Here is an 18,062-nt window from a genome sequence, read left to right on the forward strand (position 1 = left end):
GCTCTCCGGAGCGAAGGGCGTCAGTCGATCCGCGTGGCAGGCGTCCCCGGCGCCGAGCGGCGGCGGGGACGGGGGACGGCAGCCTGAAGCGAGGGAGGAAGGCGAACGCCGCACGTCCGCGTGTCCAAATTGGACGATCTGCCGTGACATTCGCCGGGTGGAACGGCGTTCATCATGTTCATGGATCTCCCCAGTGCAACAGCGACCATGACTGCCGTGGCACGACCATGACAGCGATGATCGATGTGGTCAAGGCTCCAGCACAAAAGCCGATAAGCCTAAATTGGGAAGACGGGTGTCAATTACTGAAGACGGCGTCAATTGCCAATGACACGACGCCGAACAGCACAACGCACACGGTGTCCACAATGTACCGTGAAGAAATGTACCGCGAAGAGCGGCGGTATCGTCAGGCCGGCCCGACGGCGGTCACCCGTACCACCGCCGCACCGGCCTCGTCCGACGCCGCCAGGTCGACCTCGGCGCTGATCCCCCAGTCGTGATCCTCCGCCGGGTCGTCGAAGATCTGGCGTACCACCCAGCGGTCCCGCTGCTGGTCGATCATCAGCAGCGCCGGGCCGCGGGCCGCAGGGCCGGTGCCGAGGTCGTCGTACTCGTCGAAGTACGGCTCCAGCGCCGCCTCCCACTCGGAGGCATCCCAGCCGTCCCCGGCGTCCAGCTCGCCGAGGAGATCGTAACGGCGCAGCGCGGCCAGTTCGACCCGGCGGAACAGCGCGTTGCGGACCAGTACCCGGAACGCCCGGACGTTGCGGGTGACCGCCGGTGGCTCGGTCGCCGCCGCCACCGCTGACGGGTCGTCGGTCGGATTACGCAGCCGTTCCCACTCGTCGATGAGGCTGGAGTCGACCTGCCGGACCAGCTCGCCGAGCCACTCTTCCAGGTCGACGAGCTCCTCGGTCTTGGCGTCCCCGGGCACGGTCTGGCGCAGCGCCTTGTAGGCGTCGGCGAGGTAGCGCAGGACGAGCCCCTCCGAGCGGGACAGCCCGTAGAAGCTGACGTACTCGGTGAAGGTCATCGCCCGCTCGTACATGTCCCGGACCACCGTCTTGGGCGCCAGCTCGTGGTCGGCGACCCAGGGGTGGCCCTGCCGGTACATCTCGTACGCGGCGTCGAGCAGCTCCGCCAGCGGCTTGGGGTGGGTGACCTCCTCGAGCAGCTCCAGGCGCTGCTCGTACTCGATACCCTCGGCCTTCATCGCCGCGACCGCCTCGCCGCGCGCCTTGTGCTGCTGGGCCGACAGGATCTGGCGCGGACTCTCCAGTGTGGACTCGATGACCGACAGCACGTCCAGGGCGTATGTCGGTGACTCCCGGTCGAGCAGTTCGATGGCGGCCAGGGCGAGCGGCGACAGCGGCTGGTTGAGCGCGAAGTCGATCTGCAGGTCCTCGGTCAGCCGCACCTCGCCGTCGACCGACTCGACCACTCCGGCGGCGAGCAGCGCCCGGTAGATGGCGATGGCGCGCCGGATGTGGCGGCGCTGGGCCGGCCGGTCCTCGTGGTTGTCCTCGAGCAGGTGCCGCATGGCGCTGAACGCGCCGCCACCGCCCGTATTGCCCCGGCCGATGACGTTGAGCAGCATCGCGTGGCTGACGGCAAAGCTGGACTTGAGCGGCTCGGGCTTGGCCTCGATGAGGCGCTCGAAGGTGGGCTTGCCCCAGCCGATCGTGCCCTCGGGCGGCTTCTTGCGTACCACCTTGCGGCGCTTCTTCGGGTCGTCGCCGGCCTTCGCGAGGGCCTTCTCGTTCTCGATGACGTGCTCGGGGGCCTGCGCGACGACGTACCCCATCGTGTCGAACCCGGCCCGCCCGGCCCGGCCGGCGATCTGGTGGAACTCGCGGGCCTGGAGCAGTCGCGTCCTCGTACCGTCGTATTTGGACAGACCGGTGAACATGACGGTGCGGATCGGCACGTTGATGCCGACGCCGAGGGTGTCGGTGCCACAGATGACCTTCAGCAGCCCGGCCTGGGCCAGGGTCTCCACCAGGCGCCGGTACTTGGGCAGCATGCCGGCGTGGTGGACGCCGATGCCGTGGCGGACCAGCCGCGACAGCGTCTTGCCGAAGCCGGAGCTGAAGCGGAAGTTCCCGATCGCGGCGGCGATCGCGTCCTTCTCGGCACGGGTACAGACGTTCACGCTCATCAGCGCCTGCGCCCGCTCCAGCGCGGCGGCCTGCGTGAAGTGCACGACGTACACCGGGGCCTGGTGGGTGGTGAGCAGCTCCTCGAGCGTCTCGTGCAGCGGCGTGGTGACGTACGAGAACATCAGCGGTACCGGGCGCTCGGCGTCCGCGACGACGGCGGTGGACCGGCCGGTGCGCCGGGCCAGGTCGTCCTTGAAGAAGCTGACATCGCCGAGCGTGGCCGACATCAGGATGAACTGCGCCCGGGGCAGCTCGATCAGCGGTACCTGCCACGCCCAGCCCCGCTCGGGGTCGGCGTAGAAGTGGAACTCGTCCATGACGACCTGGCCGACGTCGGCCTCGGCGCCGTCGCGCAGCGCGATGTTGGCCAGGATCTCCGCGGTACAGCAGATGATCGGTGCGTCCTCGTTGACGCTGGCGTCACCGGTCAGCATGCCGACGTTCTTCGCGCCGAACATGTCGATCAGGGCGAAGAACTTCTCCGACACCAGCGCCTTGATCGGGGCGGTGTAGAAGGTGGTCCGGTCGTCTGCCAGGGCGGCGAAGTGCGCACCGGCCGCCACCAGGCTCTTCCCCGACCCGGTCGGGGTGTTGAGGATGACGTTGGCCCCCGAAACGATCTCGATGAGCGCTTCTTCCTGGTGGGGGTACAGGTCCAGGCCCTGCTCCTTGGCCCAGCCGGCGAAGGCTTCGAAGACGGCGTCGGGGTCGGCGGTACGCGGTAGCTGGTCAATGAGCGTCATGGCCGATCAATCGTGCCACGAACGCGCTCCGATTTGCGATCTTGGGCAGTGAGCCCATCAGAATCCGCGCAGTTTCGGCGAAACTGTCGGAATCGTGGGGCGAGGGCGGGCGGCCGTCAGGATCTTGACACGAGCGCCGGCGAGCGGGTGAAGATCAGGTCGAAGACGTCGCGACCGGCCCGTACCCCCCGCTCCTCGAACTTGGTCAGCGGCCGGTAGGACGGTCGCGGAGCGTACCCGCGGTGGGCGTTGGTCAGCCCCGGGTCGGCGGTCAGCGTCTCCAGCATGGCCTCCGCGTAGTCGGCCGAGTCGGTGGCGCAGTGCAGCGTGCCACCGGGCACCAGCCGCGAGCGCAGCAGCTCGACGTGGCGGGGCTGGATCAGGCGCCGCTTGTGGTGGCGGGCCTTCGGCCACGGGTCGGGGAAGAAGACGTGGATGGCGGCGAGGCTGTCCGGCGCGAGCTGGTGGCCGAGGAGGTCGAGCGCGTCACCGAAGGCGACCCGAACATTGGCCAGTCCCCGCTCCTCGACGAGGGCGAGCAGGTTGGCGACGCCGGGCGTGTGTACGTCGACGGCGAGGTAGTCGCGGTCCGGGTCGGCGGCCGCCATGTCGGCCGTGGCGTCCCCCATCCCGGAGCCGATCTCCAGTACCAGCGGGGCGCGGCGCCCGAAGAGCACAGCGAGGTCGAGCGGTTCACCGGTGACCGGCACCCCGTACAGCGGCCAGAGGCGGTCCAGGGCGGCACGGTGCCGCTCCCCCATCCGGCCGCGTCGGGGGTGGAACGTACGAATGTGCGGTAAGTGCCTGATCGACGCCACAATGAGATGAGGGTACCGGCCGCGCCGCCGCCCATTCGCGCAGGCCTGTTTGTGCAGGCCTCTGCTTTGTGCAGACTCTGCGCGGACGGCCGGCGCCCGTCGACCGGATACGTGGACGTCGATAGATTCGTGATGCGCCACTGTTGCACGGACGCCGCTTCTCGGAGGTACTGCGCATGGCCCTGCAGGAAACCGCCCCCACAGAAGAGCCGATCGCATTCCCGTTCCCGCCGCCGTCGTCGCTGTACGAACCGTCGCCGGAGTACGCCGAACTGCGCGACCGCCGGCCGGTAACCCAGGTCACGCTGCCCGACGGCAAGACTGCCTGGCTGGTGACCGGGCATGCCGAGGCCCGCCAGGTGATGATCGACCCGCGGTTCAGCCGCAAGGCGGCGAGCGGCCCGGACACGCCGAAGCTGGGGCTCGCCGCTGCGGACGACTCGATCCTCGGCATGGATCCACCCGAGCACACCCGGCTGCGCAGGCTGGTCGCGAGCGCGTTCACCGCGCGGCGCGTCGAGGAGCTGCGCCCGCGGGTGGCGAAGCTGGTCGACGAACTGCTCGACAGGGTCGAGACCCTCCCCCGCCCCGTCGACCTGGTCGAGAACTTCTCCCTCCCGCTGCCGGTCCAGGTGATCTGTGAGCTGCTCGGCGTCCCGGCCACCGACCGGCACGTCTTCCATGCCTGGTCGGACGCGGTGATGAACGACTGGAGGGCCGACCCCGCGAAGTCGAAGGAGGCGATCGAGGAGCTCTCGCGGTACTTCGCCCGGCTCATCGCCGCCAAGCGGGCCGAGCCGGCCGACGACCTGATGACGGCGCTGATCGCCGCCCGCGACCGCGACGACAAGCTCTCCGAGCACGAGCTGGTCCAGCTCGGCCTCGGCCTGCTCATCGCCGGCCACGAGACCACCGCCAACCAGATCAACATGTTCCTGCTGACCCTGCTGCGGTACCCCGACGAGCTGGCCCGGCTGCGCACCACTCCCGACGACATCCCGCGCGCCGTGGAGGAGCTGATGCGCTTCGTACAGCTCGGGCAGGGCGGCGGGGGCCTCCTTCGGGTCACGCTCGAGGAGGTCGAGCTGGGTGGCGTACGGCTGCCCGCCGGGGCCGCCGTGCTCCCGGCCCTGCTGGCTGCCAACCGCGATCCGCGCGCGTTCGATCAGCCCGACCGGCTCGACCTGTCACGCGCGGACAACCCGCATCTGGGCTTCGGCGCGGGCGTACACCACTGTCTCGGTGCCCAGCTCGCCCGGATGGAGCTACAGGAGGCGCTGCGCGGCCTGCTGCGCCGGCTGCCCGGCGTGCGGGTCACCGTGCCCGACTCCGAGCTGAGGTTCAAGTCGGGCATGACCCTGCGCAGCCTCGAAGCGCTGCCGGTCACCTGGTGAGGGAGGCGCAATGTGGCGGGTACGCGTCGACGGCGCCTGTATCGGCTCGGGTAGCTGCGTGGGAGTCGCGCCGGGCCACTTCGCGCTCGGCTCCGACAACCGGTCCCGCCCGCTCTCCGACGAGATCGAGCCGGACGAGGCGATCCTCGACGCGGTCGCCTCGTGCCCGGTGGAGGCGATCACCATCGAGGACGCCGACACCGGCGAGCCCGTGGAGCCCTGAGGGCCGCGCCCTTCCCAGGATCGGCGAGCGGCGAAGGGTCGCCGGGAGGGTCCGACCCATCGATACCAGTGATAGCGTCCCTGCCCTGACCGGGAGCCTCGTGCCGCTCCCGCGACGGGAGGGAGCACACAGTGAGGAGACGTGGCAGGACGGCCGCGGGTACCGCGCTGCTGGTCGCCGTGGCGGCGGGCGGGGCGACGGTCGCGGTCCTGGGTGCGCCGCCCCGGAACGCGTCCGCGGCCGGGAAGTCGACGCTCACCGCCTGGCTGGCGCAGGCGCGCAAGTGCCATCAGGGACCGGCCGACCGGCAGCTGAGCGTCGACGGATTCGACATCACCGCGGCCTCGACCGGACTGGTCCGGGCCCGCCTCGACCCGATCGGCGATCGCGGGCGTGACGACGACTGGGACATCGCCGTCTTCGACAAGACCACCGGCCGGGTGGTCGCCGCCTCCGCCGGGTTCCGCAGTTACGAGGTGGCCGACGGGTTCGTCAAGGCCGGCGACAAGCTGCGGGTACAGGGCTGCCGGTTCACCGGCGACGCCCGTACCGTCAACGTGTCGGTCACGTTCGTCGCGCAGCCCGCGACGGCCAGCGAGAAGACCCAGCTCGTCGCGGTCGAAACCCCGGCGCGCGCCGACAAGACCAAGCTCGCCGGCCACGACTTCGACCTCACCGAAGCCGCCACGGACACGACCGTCGACGTGGTGCTGCACGGCGCGGCCGACGCGCAGCGGCTGCGCGACGCGGGCTTCAAGTACACCGTGAAGATCGACGACCTCGCCGGGTACATCGCCCGGGCGCAGGACGCCGACCGGCGCTACGCCGCCTCGGCCACGCGGTCGGACCTGCCCAGTGGGCGTACCGCGTACCGGCGGCTTGCCGACTACGACTACGAGATGAAGGACCTCGCCCGCCGGCACCCGGACCTGGTCAAGCCGGTCACGCTGTCCCAGCGGTCGCTCGAGGGCCGCGACATCGACGGTATCGAGATCACGCCGAACGCGGCGAACACCGCCGACGGCAAGCCGATCTTCCTGAACCTGGGCGTACACCACGCCCGGGAGTGGCCGTCCGGCGAGAGCGCCATGGAGTGGGCGCACGACCTGGTCAACGGCTTCGGGCGGGACCAGCGCACGACCCGGCTGGTCTCGGCTACCCGCAACATCGTGGTCCCGATCGTCAACCCCGACGGGTTCTCGGTGTCACGCGAGGCGACCGAGCGGGGCGACGCCGCTGCGCTTGACTACGAGTACAAGCGCAAGAACTGCAGCCCGGCCGACGCGCCCACGCCGGACCTGCGCTCGGGGCTGTGCCCGCTCAACCCGGCCGGCGCGGCCCGGGGTACCGACCTGAACCGCAACTACGGCGGCTTCTGGGGCGGTCCGGGCGCCAGCACCAGCTGGAACAGCCAGACCTACCGCGGCCCGGCCCCGTTCTCCGAGCCGGAGGTGCGGGCGGTCCGGGAGTTCATCGCCGGCCGGCAGGTGACCAACCTGATCACCAACCACACGTACTCCAACCTCGTGCTGCGCCCGCCGGGCGTACTGGCCACCGGCGACCCGATCGACGAGCCGCTGATGTACCGGCTGGGCGAGGAGATGGCCGACAAGAACGGGTACGACAACATCCGCAGTTGGCAGCTCTACGACACCACCGGCACGACCGAGGACTGGTCGTACTGGGTGACCGGCGGCCTCGGGTACACGTTCGAGATCGGCAACGTCGAGTTCCACCCGCCGTTCGAGGTGGGCGTGGTCGCCGAGTACCTGGGCCGGGCGCCCGCCGCCGGGGCCGGCAAGGGCGGCAACCGGGAGGCGTACTTCGCGATGCTGGAGTCGACCGCCAACGCCGCCCACCACTCGACCATCACCGGTCGCGCGCCGGCCGGCTGGACGCTGCGGGTCCACAAGGAGTTCCAGACGCCGACCTCACCGGTGATCGCGCCGGACGGGACGACCGGGCCGGCCCAGGTCTACTCCGACGTGCTCGACAGCACGTTCACGGCGCCGGCGGGCCCGTTCGCCTGGCACCTCAACCCGTCGACCCGGCCGTACGTGGCCGGCCGGTACGGTCGCCTCCCGAGCGCCCCGCCGCAGGGCACGCAGCCGCTGGCCAACCCGGCGGGAGTGCCGGCGGAGAACACCGGCTCCCCGTTCGAAGGCGCCCACGAGGAGGTCCCGTTCACCGTGGCGGGGCCGCCGACCGCCGACAACGGCGAGGCGCACGTACGCATCGAGTGGAGCAACCCGAACACCGACTGGGATCTGTACGTGGTGGACGCCCGGGGCCGCGTCGTCACCCAGTCCGCCCAGGGTGGCACCAACGTGGAGGACGCGGTCATGATCGACCCGGTACCCGGCACATACCGCGCGATCATCGTCAACTACGCGCAGGTACCGAACCAGCCGGTCGACGACTGGACCTCGCCCGGGGTGAGCTTCAAGGGGCCGAGGCCCCCGGTGGCCGGCGTGACCGAGGCGTGGACGCTCACCTGTGAGCGGCCCGGCGGCTCGATCGCGGCGGTCCGTCAGGTGATCGTCAAACGTGGCGAGAGCATCGACGTGGGCGACGTCTGCCGCCACCGCAAGCGCTGACCGACCCCGCTCATGATCCTGAGGGATTTTCCGTGCTGGAACGTGGAAAATCCCTCAGGATCACGGGGAAGGGGTGTTCAGGGGTGGCTGGGAGCGGCGAAGACGGCGGTGTTCACCGGGCCGCGACCGGCGTACACCCGGTTGCGGCCAGCCTGCTTCGCCACGTGGAGCGCCTGGTCGGCGGCGTGGATCAGGGCCTGTGGGGTGTCCCCGTCACGGGACATCATGGCCAGGCCGATGGAGACCGTCGCCCGCACCGGCGCGCCGTCCCCGAGTACGATCCGGTCCTCGCTGACAACGGTCCGCAGCCGCTCGGTGAGCAGCGCGGCGTCACGGAGCCCCGTACTCGGCATCAGCACCATGAAGCGGTCCGCGCCCTCGCGCGCCACCACGTCGCCGGGGCGCACGCCACGGTGCAGCCGGATCGCCACCTCGGCGAGCAGAATGTCGCCGGACACGCTGCCGTACATCTCGTTGACGAGGGTGAAGTTGTCGACGTCGACCAGCGCGAACGCCACGTCCGTGCGGTTGGACCGGGCGCGGGCACACTCGCCGCGGAACACCTCGTCCAGGAACCGCCGGCTGTAGGTGCCGGTCAGTCCATCGTGGATGGCCAGCTTCTCGTGGACCTCCGTCAGCCCGCGCAGCCGGAGGACCATGAGGACGAACAGCGCCGCGGCCACCGCCGCAATCTCCGGTACGCCGAGGCCGAGCCTGGCGCCCAGCACGTACCGCGCCAGCAGCAGGGCGAGCGGCAGCAGGCCGGCGGCGACGAGGACCGTGAGCCGGCCCCGGCTGACGCCGCGCACCACCACGGCGGCGCGCCGATCGAGCAGGTACATGGACGGATGCAGCGCGGCGGCGCCCATCAGCAGGTACGCCAGCAGCCAGGTCCACTCCATCCAGGTGTCGTCGTTGCCGTACAGCTTCTTCGAGGTCAGCAGCGCGTACACCATGTCGGCGAGCAGGGTCGTGAGCAGGCTGGCAAGCAGCAGCCCGAAGGAGCGCGTACGGGCACCGACGCCCACCGTCAACCGCGTCGCGACGGCGAGCAGCAGGACGTCCATCACCGGGAACGCCACCGACACGGCCTTCTCCTGAATGGAGACGTGCGCGGTGGTCAACGGGCTGATGACGTAGAGCCACCAGAGCAGGCCGACCGCGAGCGACAGCATCGACGCGTCGATCAGCGCCGGGGTGTTCGAGCCGGGCGTACGCCGGCGTACGAACATCACCAGGGCACCCCCGAGGAGCGGGTACGCGAGCAGGTACAGCGCCTCGGCCGGGCCGGGGTACACGTCGACGTGGAACACGTTGCGCTGCACCGTGCCGATCACGTCGCCGAGCAGGTTCGCGCCCTCCCCCGCCGCCAGCAGCAGCCACGGCAGCCGGCGGGCCGGCCGGTGGATGAGGACGCCGGCGAGGATGCCGCCGGTGGCCAGCACCGGGAACACCAGGGCGACCAGGTCCATCACCGCGGCGGGCGGAGTGAACAGCGAGAGCAGGTAGTACCCGAGGATGGCGACCACCCCGGCGACCAGGAGCCGAAACCACCACTTCGGATGCTGGGTCGCGGGGGAAGCCTGAGAAGTCACGCGGAGATATCCTGCCCGCCACCGCCGTTCGGGCTGACATGCGATCGGTCGGCTTTTCCGCCCGACCAGGGGACAGCGCTACATATTGATCATGTGCCCGCCGAGCAGGTCACCGTACGTGGCCCGGGGAATCAATGCTGTCGAGTCGGGACGGTCGCGCTGCCTCATGAGCGCGACCGTCCCGGTCCGCCCGGCCGGGTCCGATCAGGCCCGGTCCGGTGAAACTCAGCGCGCGGTGGCGGAGCCCTTGATCCAGTCCGCCCAGCTCAGCGTCCAGTCGCCGAGCCCGTCGGTCAACGGCAGCGGGAGGCCGGTGTTGCGCACATCCACCACGTCGCCGGGGCCGAAGTTCTCCATGAACCAGATGGCGTTCTCGGTGTTGATGTTGATGCAGCCGTGCGAGGCGTCGCTGTTGCCCTGCTGTCCCACGCTCCACGGCGCGGCGTGGACGTACTCGCCCTCATAGGAGATGTGGGTGGTGTACTCCACCATCGAGTCGTACGCCTCCGCGCCGCCGAGCCCGAAGCTGGACGACGTCATCCGGGTCACCTGCTCGTTGCCGAGCACCACGTGCGGGCCGCTACGGGTACGCAGGTCGATGGCTCCGATCTGCTCGTGCCGTCCCATCGCGACGGGAATCTTGCGGACCATCTTGCCGTCGATGAACGTCTCCATCTGGAACGTCTTGTCGTCGGCGATCGCGATCTTCGATGGCCCGACGGTGAACGCGCCGGAGGTGTCCTTCCCCCCGTACAGGCCGTCGCCGAGGTGCCGACCGTACACATTGGTCTTGATGCTCACCTTCGTACCGGGCTTCCAGTACTCCGGCGGCCGCCAGTGCACCTCGCGGTCGCTGATCCAGCGCCAGGCCCCGGTGACCCGGGGTTCGGTGGTGACCTGGAGGGCGTTCTCGGCCTCCGCCCGGTTGGTGACGGGCTCGTCGAAGCTCACCACGACGGGCTGGCCCACGCCGTACGTCTTGCGCTCCTCCAGGAGCATGTTGTTGTTGGCCCGCAGCACCGGGGTCGCCAGCTTGGCCGGTTTCACGGTGGTGAACGGGTTGGTCTGGGTCAGGCGCTGCCCGCCGGAGCCGGTGCCGGCCACCGTGATTGTGTAGTGACTGTCGAACGCGAGCGGTTGGGTGCTGTGCCATCTGCGCTTGCCATTGTCGAACTCGCCCGGGACCTGCTTGTTCTCCGCGTCGGTCAACGTGACCGTGTCGAGGACCGCGGACACGGCGGTCACCGTCACCGCGTCGGCGACGGAGACCTGCGTGGCGTTCGTACCCGGCCAGACCGAGAGGGCGGGCTTCGCGTTCTGTCCTTTCCCCGCACCGTTGAGCGACTCGTTACCCACGGACTTCGCGTCCGCGCCGCCCGACCGGGTGCAGGCGGTGGTGAGCGTCAAGCTGAGCGTGAGTACCGCGAGACCGATGGCGCGCGTAGCCGGACCGTGCCCGACCACACCTCCGGAATGACGCGGCTCACAAGGTGATCCTGTCATTCTTTCCTCCCCCATCCGTCCTCCCCCATGTGGGGCGGACCGGATGCCTCCCCGGTATTTCGTGCCACATGCGGCAGGGCGGGGCATGTACAGCCAACTGTCGGTTTCCTTCGGTGGCCCGCTCAGGGGAGCGTGAAGGCAACGGGAACGATCGGGTTTCCTGGTTCTGAAAAAACCGGTGGTGACATCGGTTCCAACGGGCCCGATTCGGTTAGCTGACACCAACGACGCCGGAAGCGCCCCGCGACCGACGACGCGAAGGAGCTGGTGTACGTGATGACCATCGGCGCCGTTGCCGCCGCCGAACTCATCGGACTACTGGTGGGCTGGCTCTTCTACAAGATCACGTCCCGTTGGTTCCCGCCCCTGCACGCGATCCTGCGCGAGATCGAGGAGATGAGCCGGGAGTCTCATCCGCTCAGGTACCCGCTCGACCTGCGCCTCCGCGACCTGCTCGGCATCCGGTGAATCGGGGCGGTCTGTCGGACCGGCGCGCGATGCTGCGGGCAGGTACCGGGAGAGGGCGTCGCCGCGACCCGGCGCGGTGGTGTGGACGCGAGACCGTGTCGGCGGCCGGGTTACCGGCGTCCTGAACGAGTCAGACGCGGATCGCCCGCCCGCTGACGGGGGGCAGCGGGCGGGCGACCACGTTCGGTAACGCCTGTTCAGTTGATGCTCAGGCGCGTGTTGCTCAAGCGCGTGATGCTCAGGCGCGACGGGCGTCGGCGACGAGACCCTCGCGCAGCACACCCATGGCGTGCGCGAGCAGCCGCGACACGTGCATCTGCGAGATGCCGAGCTGCGCCGCGATCTGCGACTGGGTCATGTTGCCGAAGAACCGCATCACGATGATCCGCTGCTCGCGCTGCGGCAGCCGGGCGATCAGCGGCCGCAGGGCCTCACGGTTCTCCACGTTCTCCATGTCCGGGTCGACGTCGCCGAGCATGTCGGCCAGCTCCGTACCGGACTCGTCGCCGGCGACCGGCGCGTGCAGGGACAGCGCCCGGTAGGCGTGGCCCGACTCCATGGCCTCGATGATGTCGTCCTCACCGACGCCGAGGTGCTCGGCCAGCTCGGCCACGGTCGGCGAGTGGCCGAGCTGCTGGGCCAGGGCACCGCTCGCCTTGCCGATGTCCAGCCGCAGCTCCTGCAGCCGGCGCGGCACCCGGACGTTCCAGCCCTTGTCCCGGAAGTGGCGCTTGAGCTCGCCGAGGATCATCGGAATCGCGTAGCTGGTGAACGCGGCGCCACGGGAGTGGTCGTAACCGTCCACCGACTTGACCAGGGCCAGGCAGGCCACCTGCACCAGGTCGTCGAGCGGCTCACCGCGGTTGCGGAAGCGGCGGGCCAGGTGCTCGGCCAGCGGCATGTACGCCTCGATCAGCCGCTGCCGCACGCGGGGGCGGTCCGGGCTGTCCGCCGGAAGGTCTGCCAGCGCCGCGATCAGGGCCTTGGCCGCAGCGTCGGCCGCTTTGGCGGCACGCGAGGGGCTGGCAGCCGGAGCCTCGGCCTTGGTGGCGGGGGCGTCGACCTCGATCGTCGTGATGAAGTCGTCGACGTGGGCAGTGTCGACGAGAGCAGTGTCGACACGGGCGTCCTCGATGCGGGCACTACGGGTCGTGGAGGCAGTCATCAGCGTCATCCTTCTTGTGCCAGGTCGCGGCGGGCGCTTGATGCCTGTGAGACACGCATGCGGGAAGCACGCGTAGGCAGCACCCGACCAGGGAGCTAACGTCGCTCGACACCCGTTGCTTGAGTGCCGGCGCAAGATGGTTTCGCTGGTGACGACCGCCGCTTCTTGACGATGTGCACCGAACATCTCTGCCGCATCCACCATTCGGTGGATGCGATGTCGTCAGATTAGCCGAAGCGGAGGCGAAGTCAAAGTCCCGTGACCGACGCAACTTCCCCGAGGTGGACGCAGCGGCCCCATGATCGGGACAACGTGCCGAAGGCGGTGCGTGCCATGGGTACGGAGCTTAGGAGAGCTCCGTACCCGAGTCCGGGAGGTCGGCGGCCGGCCGCTATGCCGCCATGCCTGCGGGGTTGGTGGTGACGGGCCGGTCGGGCGAACTGTCCGACGACGGGTACAGCCGCCCCAGCGCGAAGATCAGGCCGGCCTGGACGATCGCTCCGAGGTAGCCGCCGATCTCATGCAGCATCGTCACCGGGTGGTCGCCCATGCCCATCCGGCTGGTCACGGTCAGGCACACGGCCAGCACGACCGCGATCGGGGTGTACGCGCGGGCCAGCCGCGGCCGGAAGGCGGCCAGCAGGAAGGCGGCGGCCACCGCCGCCGCGAACGCGCCGGCCTCGTGGTCGGCGTGCTGGTCCGTGCTGACACCCAGAACGACCGAGGTGATCGCGAACAACTGCATCGCGGCGATCGCGGCGATCGCGGTCTGCAGCACGCGCGTCAGCGCCTGGCGACCGGCGCCGGCCGCACGGCGGCCCGTGGACCGGGTCCTCGCCCGGTCGACCGCGAGACCCGCCTGCTCGGCCGCGACCGCAGCCATGATCGTCTCGGTGAGATCCGGTACCCGGGCCGGCTGGACCCGTACCAGCCGGGTCACCCGCTCGGCCCGGCTCAGCCAGTCGGCGCAGGCCGGGCAGGTCTCGACGTGCCAACCCAGTCGGTCGGCCGGCATGCCGAGCGGTTCGCCGTCGAGGCGTGCGGACAAGGCCAGGCGCGCCTGGTCACAGCTGATGGCGGGGTGGGCTGTCATGACCGGGTAGTCGCGCCCTCGGCCGGAAAAGTTCCCGCCAAGGATGCTGACCGGGGCCTACGCCACGTACAGTCGGTCGTCGTGAGCGTTGAGCCGGAGGCCGGGACCGGAGTACCCTCCGACCCCGCGACGCGGTTCCTGCTGGCCGCCCGCGACGGGGATCAGGCGGCGGCCGGTGACTTCGTACGGGCGACCCAGGCTGAGGTCTGGCGGTTCGTCGCCGCGCTGGTCGACCGGGACGCCGCCGACGACCTGACCCAGGACACCTACCTGCGCGCGTTCCGGGCACTGCCCGACTTCGCGGGGCGCTCCAGCGCCCGTACCTGGCTGTTGGGCATCGCCCGGCGGGCCTGCGCCGACCACATCCGTTCGCTGACCCGGCTGCGGCGGCTCGGCGACCGGTTGGCCGCCGAGCCGCGCCCGACCCACGTCCCCGACCAGGCCGGCCTGCTCGTCGCCGACGACCTGCTGCGGTCGCTGCCCGACGACCGGCGCAGCGCGTTCGTGCTCACCCAGGTGCTCGGCCTGTCGTACCAGGAGACCGCCGAGATCGAACAGGTGCCGGTGGGCACGATCCGGTCGCGGGTCGCCCGCGCCCGCGCCCACCTGGTCGAGGCGGTCCAGGCCGCCCGCGCCGGCTGAGCCGGCTCGCCGTTCGTTTCGGGCGAAGTCACGGTCGGCGAGGTCCTTGGCGCGCAGCAGGTGGCGCGCGGGCGGAACGGTGGACCCCATGGCGGCAGGTTATCGCCTCAGTGCCGGGCCGGTACCGACCGCCGGCCGGCGCCGAGCAGCAGCGCGGTGGCCTCCTCGTCCGACAGCGGCGGGCCCAGCAGGTAGCCCTGGCCCCGTTCGCAGCCCAGCGCCAGCAGCGCCGCCCGCTGCTCGGCCGTCTCGATGCCCTCGGCCACCACGGCGAGCCCGATCGAGTCGGCGATCGCCAGGATGGCGCGGACGATGCCGAGGTCGGTGTCCTTGGCGGTCATGCCGTCGACGAACAGTCGGTCGATCTTGAGCGTGCCGACCGGGAGCCGCTTGAGGTGGCTGAGGTTCGAGTACGAGATGCCGAAGTCGTCCAGGGCGAAGTTCACCCCGGCCCCCCGCAGCGTCGTGGCGAACTCGGTCACGTCGGTACGGATGGAGCTGTGCTCGGTGATCTCCAGGCAGATGTCGCCCGGGCTCACCCCCGCGTCCTTGATGACCCCGAGCGTGTGGACCGCGACGCCCGGCTGCTGCAGCTGGGTCGCGGACAGGTTGACGTTCATGCCGAGCCGGCTGCGGCCGGGCAGCCGCTGCCACACAGCGAGCTGCCGGCAGGCCTGTGCCAGTACCCAGTCGCCGATTCCGATGATCGCGCCGGTCTCCTCGGCCAGCGGGATGAAATCGTCCGGCGGGACGACGCCACGGACCGGGTGGTGCCAGCGCAGCAGCGCCTCGAAGCCGAGGATCTCCGACGTCGCGAGGTTGACGATCGGCTGGTACCTGAGCCGAAGCTGGTCGCGCTCGACGGCGTGGCTGAGCTCCGAGCGCAGCGCCAGGCGGTCCAGCGACCGGTGCGAGGCCGCCTCGTCGAAGACCTCGACCAGGCCGGGTCCCCTGTTCTTGGCCGTGTACATCGCCGCGTCGGCGTCGCGCAGCATCGCACCGGCGGTGGTACGGCCACGGACACCGAGGACGCCACCGACGCTGGCCGAGATCTGGACCCGCTCGCCGCGCAGCGGAAACGGCGCCTCCAGGACCCGTACGATCCGCCGGCCGACCTCGTTGACCTCGTCGAGGTCGGCGGCGGAGTCCAGGATGACCACGAACTCGTCCCCGCCGAAGCGGGCCAGCACGTCGCTGCCGCGGACGCAGCCGCGCAGCCGGTCGGCGACCTGCCACAGCAGCTCGTCGCCGGCGTCGTGGCCGAGCCGGTCGTTGACCTCCTTGAACTTGTCCAGATCGCAGAAGAGCAGCCCGACCGGGTGCGGGTCGGTACCGGAGAGCGCCTGCTCCAGGTGCTCCCCCGCCAGCGAACGGTTGGCCAGCCCGGTCAGCGAGTCGTGGGTGGCCTGATGGCGCAGCGACGCCTCGCTGTCGCGCAGGGCGCGGTACAGCTCGGCGTTGGTCATCGCCGCGGCCAGGTGGTTGGCGAAGATCCTCGCGGTCTCGACCGCCTCACCCTGGAACGGGCGGCGGCGGTCACGGTACGCGTACAGCAGGGCGGCCGGGGCACCGTCGCGCATCACCGGCGCGCACAGCAGCGCCCGGGCATCACCGTCGCCGTCGCCGGGATCGATGCCGCGGTACGCCTCGCCGCGCGTTGCCGCCGACCATCCCGGAAGCTCGCTGACCGGGCGGGACCAGCGACTGCGCCGGTGGGGCGCCGTCGGCGCGGACGACCCGAGCCGGGCCCGGCCGCCATCGACCGTCACCACCCGCGCGCTGTCCGCTCCGAGCAGCCGCGCCAGCATGGTGGCCGCCTGGGCGAGCAGTTGGGGAAGCTCGAGGTAACCGCTGAGCTGATGCCCGTACGTGGCCAGCCGCTCCGCCGCGACGCTGCGCTCGCGGGCGTCCACCGCGAGCCGCAGCCGGTCGGCCACGGACGCGAGCAGGTGCAGCTCGGTCGGCCCCAGCAGGGCGGCGCTGCGGCTGAACAGGAACAGCATCTGGTCGTCGGCGTCCGGACCGCCGGTGAGCGGCACCCACACCCCGGAGCGCAGCCGCAGCTCCGCCAGGTCGGCAGGAATGTCCACATCGGTCAGATCGGGCTCGGCGCGGGCCACCGCCCGACCGCCGGCCACCGCTTCGGCCGCGGCACCGCCCAGTACCCAGCCCGTGTCGAGGATCGGGTGGGTCTCGGCCAGGCCGCAGCAGCCGGTCAGGACCAGCCGGTCGCCCACCACCCGGGCCATCCCGGCCACGTCGGCGCCGAACACCTGGGACAGGACGATCAGGGTCTGCTCGACCAGTTGCTCCGGAGTGGACGGTTGACCGAGGACGGTCAACACCCGGACTATGCGGGCGTTGTGCCGGTACGCGTCACTCACCGCCGCGGTCGCGGCGACCAGTTGCGTCCTCAGCTGTGCGACCTCGTCGGTCACCTCGCCGCCGGCCACCGCGTTCCTCACAGCGCCAGGGCGGTGAGGGTGGCGTTGTGGTACCCGGAGACGCCGGTCGTGCGGGCGAACTCGCCGTACGTGTAGAAACCGAACGTGGCCACCGGGCCGGCCGCCTTCTGCAGCCGTACCGCCTCCTCGGCGCCGCGCTCGCGCAGGATGTCCATCCGCGCCGCGCAGCTGAAGGTGAGCAGGACCGTGGCGTCGGCGCCGTCGAGCGCGTCCGCGATCAGTGGCTCGGAGATGTCGAGCAGGTCGTCCGGGCCGGCGGTCATGATCTGGACCGCGCTGTACGGGGGCAGCGGCGTGAAGGTACGGATGAGCCCGTCCTCGTCGATGAAGGCGCCGCGGATGAGCTGGCTGCCGTCCGGCTCGATCAGCCCGAAGGCGTGCGCCGAGTGGTAGCCCTGGGACCACGCCGTGGGCAGCTCCTGCATCGGGTCGTCGTACCGGAAGTTCTGCTCGTACACCGCGCGCGCCGGACGACCGCCGATCTCGTGGACGACCGGGCCGTCCACGTTCGTGACCAGCAGCGGCAGCCCGTGTGCCTGCCAGCCGTGGCCGGACACGACCCGCAGCGGGCGGGGCGAGTCGATCCACACGCCGACCGCGCCGTCACCGAGCACGCGACCGTCGTGGAAGACCAGCGTCTCGCTGAGGTCCCGGTCGGCGGCAGCGGCGCCGCCCACCACCGGTACGGCCGCGCCGGTGACCTGGTACACGCCGTTGAGCAGGCCCTGCGGGTCGCCGGCCAGGCCGTCGGAGAAGACCATCAGGGCCGCGTGGCGATCGCGTTCGGGGCCCGCCGCGGCCAGACAGGACCGGGCCAGTTCCCGGCCGGCCTCGAACGCGTTGGCGCGCAGCCCGCTCACCGACGCCACTCCGAAGCGGTACCGGCCGGAGCCCAGGACCAGCACGGACACGCCCTGCCCGGGCGGGATCAGCGTACCGGCGGAGAACTGGCCGCTGCTGCTGGCGCCCACCAGCGGGGCGTCCCCGGTGACCTGACGGACGGCGGCGAGCAGCACCGGCAGGTCGTGGCTCGCGGTCGCGAAGACCACGACGAGCGCCGGTTCACCGCCGGCCAGCCCGCTCAGCGCCGATTCGGCCGCCTGCCGACCGGCCATGGTCGAGTCGGCGAGAACGCTCGCGCCGATCCCCACCCGGAAAACAGTCACGCCGCACTCTATCGACAGGTCCGGCGCG

Annotated in this window: 13 protein-coding genes; 5 read left to right on the plus strand and 8 right to left on the minus strand. The window is 70.8% G+C overall.

Going from position 1 to position 18,062, the window contains the following annotated elements; all coding sequences use genetic code 11:
* Window positions 1-409 precede the first annotated feature (409 nt).
* Together Pme01_RS00070 and trmB are read right to left on the minus strand one after the other, a co-directional pair.
* Complete coding sequence (locus Pme01_RS00070; protein ID WP_168113272.1) at window positions 410-2,905, minus strand: DEAD/DEAH box helicase; 2,496 nt, start codon at window positions 2,903-2,905, stop codon at window positions 410-412.
* A gap of 116 nt (window positions 2,906-3,021) precedes the next feature.
* On the minus strand, window positions 3,022-3,666 hold the full coding sequence (gene trmB, locus Pme01_RS00075) for a tRNA (guanosine(46)-N7)-methyltransferase TrmB (protein ID WP_239087919.1): 645 nt from the start codon (window positions 3,664-3,666) through the stop codon (window positions 3,022-3,024).
* A 233-nt stretch (window positions 3,667-3,899) separates the two neighbouring features.
* Between trmB and Pme01_RS00080 the strand changes: the two genes are divergently transcribed.
* The 3 genes from Pme01_RS00080 to Pme01_RS00090 all read left to right on the plus strand — a co-directional run bounded on the left by Pme01_RS00080 (window position 3,900) and on the right by Pme01_RS00090 (window position 7,937).
* Window positions 3,900-5,117, plus strand: a complete 1,218-nt coding sequence (locus Pme01_RS00080; RefSeq protein WP_168113270.1) for a cytochrome P450 — start codon at window positions 3,900-3,902, stop codon at window positions 5,115-5,117.
* Between the two features lie 10 nt (window positions 5,118-5,127).
* Window positions 5,128-5,340: a ferredoxin gene (locus Pme01_RS00085; protein ID WP_168113269.1), complete on the plus strand. Its 213-nt coding sequence runs from the start codon at window positions 5,128-5,130 to the stop codon at window positions 5,338-5,340.
* Between the two features lie 131 nt (window positions 5,341-5,471).
* Window positions 5,472-7,937, plus strand: a complete 2,466-nt coding sequence (locus Pme01_RS00090; protein WP_203935352.1) for a M14 family metallopeptidase — start codon at window positions 5,472-5,474, stop codon at window positions 7,935-7,937.
* 77 nt (window positions 7,938-8,014) lie between these two features.
* On the opposite strand, the gene Pme01_RS00095 is transcribed toward Pme01_RS00090, so the two are convergent.
* Together Pme01_RS00095 and Pme01_RS00100 are read right to left on the minus strand one after the other, a co-directional pair.
* Window positions 8,015-9,532, minus strand: a complete 1,518-nt coding sequence (locus Pme01_RS00095) for a GGDEF domain-containing protein (RefSeq protein ID WP_168113268.1) — start codon at window positions 9,530-9,532, stop codon at window positions 8,015-8,017.
* Window positions 9,533-9,757: 225 nt separating this feature from the next.
* Entirely contained in the window at window positions 9,758-10,939 is a 1,182-nt protein-coding gene (locus tag Pme01_RS00100; RefSeq protein ID WP_168113267.1) for a L,D-transpeptidase, read from the minus strand.
* A 372-nt stretch (window positions 10,940-11,311) separates the two neighbouring features.
* Between Pme01_RS00100 and Pme01_RS00105 the strand changes: the two genes are divergently transcribed.
* Window positions 11,312-11,503, plus strand: coding sequence for a hypothetical protein (locus tag Pme01_RS00105; protein WP_168113266.1), 192 nt, complete (start codon window positions 11,312-11,314; stop codon window positions 11,501-11,503).
* Window positions 11,504-11,741: 238 nt separating this feature from the next.
* Here the strand turns inward: Pme01_RS00105 and Pme01_RS00110 are convergent, their stop codons facing one another.
* Window positions 11,742-12,581, minus strand: a complete 840-nt coding sequence (locus tag Pme01_RS00110) for an RNA polymerase sigma factor SigF (protein WP_203935360.1) — start codon at window positions 12,579-12,581, stop codon at window positions 11,742-11,744.
* A gap of 478 nt (window positions 12,582-13,059) precedes the next feature.
* On the minus strand, window positions 13,060-13,761 hold the full coding sequence (locus tag Pme01_RS00115; RefSeq protein WP_168113264.1) for a zf-HC2 domain-containing protein: 702 nt from the start codon (window positions 13,759-13,761) through the stop codon (window positions 13,060-13,062).
* A gap of 81 nt (window positions 13,762-13,842) precedes the next feature.
* On the opposite strand from Pme01_RS00115, the gene Pme01_RS00120 reads away from it, so the two are divergent.
* A complete protein-coding gene (locus Pme01_RS00120) occupies window positions 13,843-14,403 on the plus strand; it encodes a sigma-70 family RNA polymerase sigma factor (RefSeq protein WP_239087920.1) in 561 nt (186 codons plus the stop codon).
* A gap of 107 nt (window positions 14,404-14,510) precedes the next feature.
* On the opposite strand, the gene Pme01_RS00125 is transcribed toward Pme01_RS00120, so the two are convergent.
* Window positions 14,511-16,868: a putative bifunctional diguanylate cyclase/phosphodiesterase gene (locus Pme01_RS00125; RefSeq protein WP_168113263.1), complete on the minus strand. Its 2,358-nt coding sequence runs from the start codon at window positions 16,866-16,868 to the stop codon at window positions 14,511-14,513.
* Window positions 16,865-18,034: an FIST signal transduction protein gene (locus tag Pme01_RS00130; protein ID WP_168113262.1), complete on the minus strand. Its 1,170-nt coding sequence runs from the start codon at window positions 18,032-18,034 to the stop codon at window positions 16,865-16,867. Before Pme01_RS00130 ends, Pme01_RS00125 begins: the two co-directional genes overlap by 4 nt.
* Between the last annotated feature and the right edge of the window lie 28 nt (window positions 18,035-18,062).

The sequence above is a fragment of the Planosporangium mesophilum genome (assembly GCF_016863255.1).
GTDB classification, from domain to species: Bacteria; Actinomycetota; Actinomycetes; order Mycobacteriales; family Micromonosporaceae; genus Planosporangium; species Planosporangium mesophilum.